5 protein-coding genes are annotated in these 5,495 nt (G+C 51.5%); 2 read left to right on the forward strand and 3 right to left on the reverse strand.

From position 1 onward, the window contains the following. Positions 1-63 (forward strand): hypothetical protein (locus ABZJ92_RS22555; protein WP_369812015.1); only part of this gene is annotated, 63 nt, incomplete at its 5' end. Positions 64-99: 36 nt separating this feature from the next. Here ABZJ92_RS22555 and clpB read toward each other — a convergent pair. The 3 genes from clpB to rluD form a co-directional block, all read right to left on the reverse strand. Further along, positions 100-2,673, reverse strand: a complete 2,574-nt coding sequence (clpB, locus tag ABZJ92_RS20340; protein WP_005051270.1) for an ATP-dependent chaperone ClpB — start codon at positions 2,671-2,673, stop codon at positions 100-102. Between the two features lie 129 nt (positions 2,674-2,802). Next, positions 2,803-3,534 (reverse strand): purine nucleoside phosphorylase YfiH, encoded by a 732-nt coding sequence (yfiH, locus tag ABZJ92_RS20345; protein ID WP_000040142.1) that lies wholly within the window; start codon positions 3,532-3,534, stop codon positions 2,803-2,805. Beyond that, complete coding sequence (gene rluD, locus ABZJ92_RS20350) at positions 3,531-4,511, reverse strand: 23S rRNA pseudouridine(1911/1915/1917) synthase RluD (RefSeq protein ID WP_000079112.1); 981 nt, start codon at positions 4,509-4,511, stop codon at positions 3,531-3,533. Before rluD ends, yfiH begins: the two co-directional genes overlap by 4 nt. Before the next feature lie 134 nt (positions 4,512-4,645). On the opposite strand from rluD, the gene bamD reads away from it, so the two are divergent. Then, positions 4,646-5,383, forward strand: coding sequence for an outer membrane protein assembly factor BamD (bamD, locus tag ABZJ92_RS20355; RefSeq protein ID WP_000197677.1), 738 nt, complete (start codon positions 4,646-4,648; stop codon positions 5,381-5,383). The last annotated feature ends 112 nt before the right edge of the window (positions 5,384-5,495 follow it).

A 5,495-nucleotide genomic window follows, 5' to 3' on the forward strand; every position in this document is an offset into this window, starting at 1 on the left:
GTGGTAAAGGAGAGGCCCTGGAAATACCCCACAGCCCCGAAAAAGAGCCAGTCAGTTGCTTAACTGACTGGCATTAGCCCCGAAGGGCTCGTTTTATCATTACTGGACAGCGACAATCCGGTCTTCATTAACTTCCAGGCGAATCACTTTACCCGGAACCAATTCACCAGACAGTATTTGCTGTGCCAGCGGGTTTTCGATCTGCTGCTGGATAGCACGTTTCAAAGGACGTGCACCATAGACTGGATCGTAACCGTTCTCGCTCAGCAGTTTCAGCGCCTCGTCAGAAATGTGGATTTCATAACCACGTTCTTCCAGACGTTTGTACAGACGTTTCAACTGAATCTGCGCAATCGAGGCAATGTGCTGTTCACCCAGCGGATGGAAGACCACCACTTCATCAATACGGTTAATGAATTCCGGACGGAAGTTATGGCTAACCACACCGAGCACCAGCTCTTTCATGTGCGCATAATCCAGTTCACCGAAGCGTTCCTGAATCAGATCGGAACCGAGGTTAGAGGTCATAATGACAACCGTATTACGGAAGTCGACCGTTCTCCCCTGCCCGTCAGTCAGACGCCCATCATCCAGTACCTGCAACAGAATATTGAAGACATCCGGATGCGCTTTTTCCACTTCATCCAGCAGGATGACGGAATACGGACGACGACGCACAGCTTCGGTCAGGTAGCCACCTTCTTCATAACCGACATATCCCGGAGGCGCACCAACCAGACGAGACACCGAGTGTTTCTCCATAAATTCGGACATATCGATACGGACCATCGCCTCGTCGCTATCAAACATAAAGTTCGCCAGCGCCTTACAAAGCTCAGTTTTCCCCACACCCGTTGGGCCGAGGAACAGGAATGAACCAATCGGGCGATTTGGATCCGCCAACCCCGCACGGCTACGGCGAATAGCGTTAGATACCGCATCAACCGCTTCGTTCTGACCAATGACGCGATGGTGCAGTTCTTGCTCCATACGCAGCAGTTTTTCGCGCTCGCTTTCCATCATGCGAGAAACCGGAATCCCCGTCCAACGCGCCAGCACTTCAGCAATTTCGGCATCGGTCACTTTATTACGCAACAGACGCATAGTTTTGCCTTCGAGCTGCGTTGCGGCTTCCAGTTGCTTTTCCAGTTCCGGGATTTTGCCGTATTGCAGTTCAGACATCCGCGCCAGGTCCCCCACACGGCGAGCCTGTTCAATAGCGATTTTCGCCTGTTCCAGTTCCGCTTTAATGGTCTGCGTACCAGAAAGCGATGCCTTCTCTGCTTTCCACTCTTCTTCTAACTCGGAGTACTGACGTTCTTTGTCGCTCAGTTCTTCGTTGAGCATATCCAGGCGTTTTTTACTGGCTTCATCAGACTCTTTCATTAACGCCTGTTGTTCCAGTTTGAGCTGGATGATACGACGATCGAGTCGGTCGAGTTCTTCTGGTTTTGAGTCAATCTGCATACGAATGCTGGATGCTGCTTCATCGATCAGGTCGATGGCTTTATCCGGCAGCTGACGGTCAGCAATGTAGCGATGAGACAACGTCGCTGCTGCAACAATTGCCGGGTCAGTAATTTGCACATGGTGGTGCAATTCGTAACGTTCTTTCAGGCCACGCAGAATCGCAATGGTATCTTCAACAGAAGGCTCGGCAACAAACACTTTCTGGAAACGACGTTCCAGCGCAGCATCTTTTTCGATGTACTGGCGATATTCGTCAAGCGTCGTGGCACCTACGCAGTGCAATTCACCACGCGCCAGCGCCGGTTTCAGCATGTTTCCGGCGTCCATTGCGCCATCGGCTTTACCCGCGCCGACCATGGTATGTAATTCGTCGATAAACAGGATGACGTTGCCTTCCTGTTTGGCAAGATCGTTAAGCACGCCTTTTAAACGTTCTTCAAACTCACCGCGATATTTCGCCCCAGCCACCAGCGCGCCCATATCCAGCGCCAGTACGCGGCGGCCTTTCAATCCTTCCGGCACTTCGCCGTTGATAATACGCTGCGCCAGACCTTCAACGATGGCAGTTTTACCGACGCCGGGTTCACCAATCAGTACCGGGTTATTTTTAGTACGACGTTGCAGCACCTGAATGGTACGGCGAATTTCTTCATCACGACCAATCACCGGATCGAGTTTGCCCTGTTCGGCTCGTTCGGTAAGGTCGATGGTATATTTTTTCAAAGCCTGACGTTGGTCTTCAGCACCTTGATCGTTCACGCTTTCACCTCCACGCATTTGTTCAATCGCTTGAGTAATGTTGGCGGTGGTCGCCCCTGTTGCTTTCAGGATGTCGGCCAGCGTGCCGCGAGACTCAAGTGCCGCCAGAACGAACAGTTCTGACGAGATAAAGTTATCACCACGTTTTTGCGCCAGCTTGTCGCAAAGATTAAGAACGCGCACCAGATCCTGTGATGGCTGGACATCACCACCAGTACCTTCAACCTGCGGTAAACGATTTAATGCCTGATTGATATCTGTGCGCAACTGGCCAGCATTTATGCCAGCGGATGTTAATAAAGGACTAACCGAACCCCCTTCCTGATTCAGCAGGGCGCTCATTAAATGAAGTGGTTCGATGAATTGGTTGTCGTGCCCGAGTGCAAGTGATTGGGCATCGGCAAGAGCAAGCTGGAATTTATTAGTAAGACGATCCAGACGCATAACTCCTCCCATAACGGATCAAAGTTGCTACTGGAGATTAAATGAGGTCATCCCTCAATTATTCAAGGTTATTGACCAGATTAATGTGAAAAGAAAATCACGCGTACCGGATCGTCTTGATTCTTTAGGTTATATCAGCCAAATGAAACTTGCCATACGACCGGTGGTCTTGTCGCGACGATAAGAGAAGAAAGTCTCATTTTCCGTATATGTACAACGGTCGCCGCCGAAAATTTGCTCAACACCCACGTTCGCCAGACGCTGCCGGGCAAGCTGATAAATATCCGCCAGATACTTATCACCATGCTGAATGAAAGCTGCACTTGCTTTAGCGTCTACTGCCATAAACGCCTCGCGAACCTCCGCCCCCACTTCGAACGCGCGTGGACCAATTGCCGGCCCTAACCAGGCGAGAATGTTTTCAGGTTTATCAGCAAAACAGGAAACCGTCTCTTCCAGCACGCCTGCGCACAGTCCACGCCAGCCAGCATGAACGGCGGCGACTTCCGTTCCCGCTCGATTGCAAAACAGCACAGGGAGGCAGTCGGCAGTCATCACTGCGCAAACCGTGCCAGGCGTATTGCTATAAGAGGCATCTGCTCGTTTTGAGGCATAAGGTTCGCCAGTAAGCTTAAGCACATCTTTGCCGTGTACCTGCTCAAGCCAGACCGGTTTAGAAGGCAAATTGCCCGCAGCAAAAAGTCGCTTGCGATTCTCCTCAACGTGATCCGGGTTATCGCCACAATGGGCACCGAGGTTGAGTGAGTCATACGGGGGCAAGCTCACGCCGCCGATACGAGTGGAGCTACAGGCCGCAACACCTTTTGGCAGCGGCCACTGCGGGACAATCAGCTTACTCATAACCAGTCCACTTCATCCTTATGCTCTTCGAAATCGGCGCGCATCACCTCAATCAGCTCCACCATATCTTGTGGAATAGGCGCATGCCATTCCATTTCGATGCCGGAGATCGGGTGATAAAGACGCAGCATGGTTGCATGAAGCGCCTGGCGGTCAAACTTACGCAGCGTGGAGATAAATGCTTCCGAAGCACCTTTTGGCGGACGCGGACGGCCACCATAAACCGGATCGCCCACCAGCGGATGAGTGATATGGGCCATATGCACGCGGATCTGGTGCGTACGTCCAGTTTCCAGACGCAACCGCAGACGCGTGTGCACACGGAAGTGTTCCATGATGCGATAGTGAGTCACCGCCGGTTTGCCCATCGGATGCACCGCCATGTGAGTACGTTTGGTCGGGTGGCGGCTGATGGGTTCATCTACTGTACCGCCAGCGGTCATATGACCAATCGCCACCGCTTCATACTCACGAGTAATTTCACGCCGTTGCAAAGATTCGACTAAACGCGTCTGAGCCGGAACGGTTTTTGCCACAACCATCAGGCCAGTGGTGTCTTTATCCAGACGATGGACGATGCCCGCACGTGGTACATCGGCAATGGGCGGATAGTAATGAAGCAACGCATTCAGTACCGTGCCATCCGGGTTACCCGCGCCAGGATGTACCACTAGGTCGCGCGGTTTATTAATGACGATGATATCTTCATCTTCATAGACGATATCCAGAGGGATATCCTGCGGTTCAAAACGCGCTTCTTCTTCAATCTCAGCGTTGATGGCAACCTGCTCGCCACCCAATACTTTTTCTTTCGGCTTATCACAAACTTTGCCGTTTACCAGCACGCGCTGGTCGAGGATCCATTCTTTTATTCGCGAACGTGAATAATCCGGGAACATTTCGGCCAAAGCCTGATCTAAGCGTTGACCGAGTTGGTTTTCGGACACCGTTGCAGTGAGCTGTACTCGTTGTGCCATATATACTGCTTCTTCGTTTATCGTTGGGGTTTTACGGCTTTGCCGTTTAATATAGTGTGCTATTGTAGCTGGTCTTAACCGGGTGCAGGAACAGAGAATCTCCCGTATTACATTTTGAGGAAAGTCAAAACGTCATGACGCGCATGAAATATCTGGTGGCAGCCGCCACACTAAGCCTGTTTTTGGCGGGTTGCTCGGGGTCAAAGGAAGAAGTACCTGATAATCCGCCAAATGAAATTTACGCGACTGCACAACAAAAGCTGCAGGACGGTAACTGGAGACAGGCAATAACGCAACTGGAAGCGTTAGATAATCGCTATCCGTTTGGTCCGTATTCGCAGCAGGTGCAGCTGGATCTCATCTACGCCTACTATAAAAACGCCGATTTGCCGTTAGCGCAGGCTGCCATCGATCGTTTTATTCGCCTTAACCCGACCCATCCGAATATCGATTATGTCATGTACATGCGTGGCCTGACCAATATGGCGCTGGATGACAGTGCGCTGCAAGGGTTCTTTGGCGTTGACCGTAGCGATCGCGATCCTCAACATGCACGAGCTGCGTTTAGTGACTTTTCCAAACTGGTGCGCGGCTATCCGAACAGTCAGTACACTACCGATGCCACCAAACGTCTGGTATTCCTGAAAGATCGTCTGGCGAAATATGAATACTCCGTGGCCGAGTACTATACAGAACGTGGCGCATGGGTTGCCGTCGTTAACCGCATAGAAGGCATGTTGCGCGACTACCCGGATACCCAGGCTACGCGTGATGCGCTGCCGCTGATGGAAAATGCATACCGTCAGATGCAGATGAATGCGCAAGCTGAAAAAGTAGCGAAAATCATCGCCGCAAACAGCAGCAATACATAACAGAAACCTGAAACACAAAACGGCAGCCCTTGAGCTGTAATGCCAGTCAGTTAAGCAACTGACTGGCTCTTTTTCGGGGCTGTGGGGTATTTCCAGGGCCTCTCCTTTACCA

Origin of the sequence: Shigella sp. FJ200513 (genome assembly GCF_040495915.1) — a bacterium.
Classification (GTDB): Bacteria; Pseudomonadota; Gammaproteobacteria; order Enterobacterales; family Enterobacteriaceae; genus ECMA0423.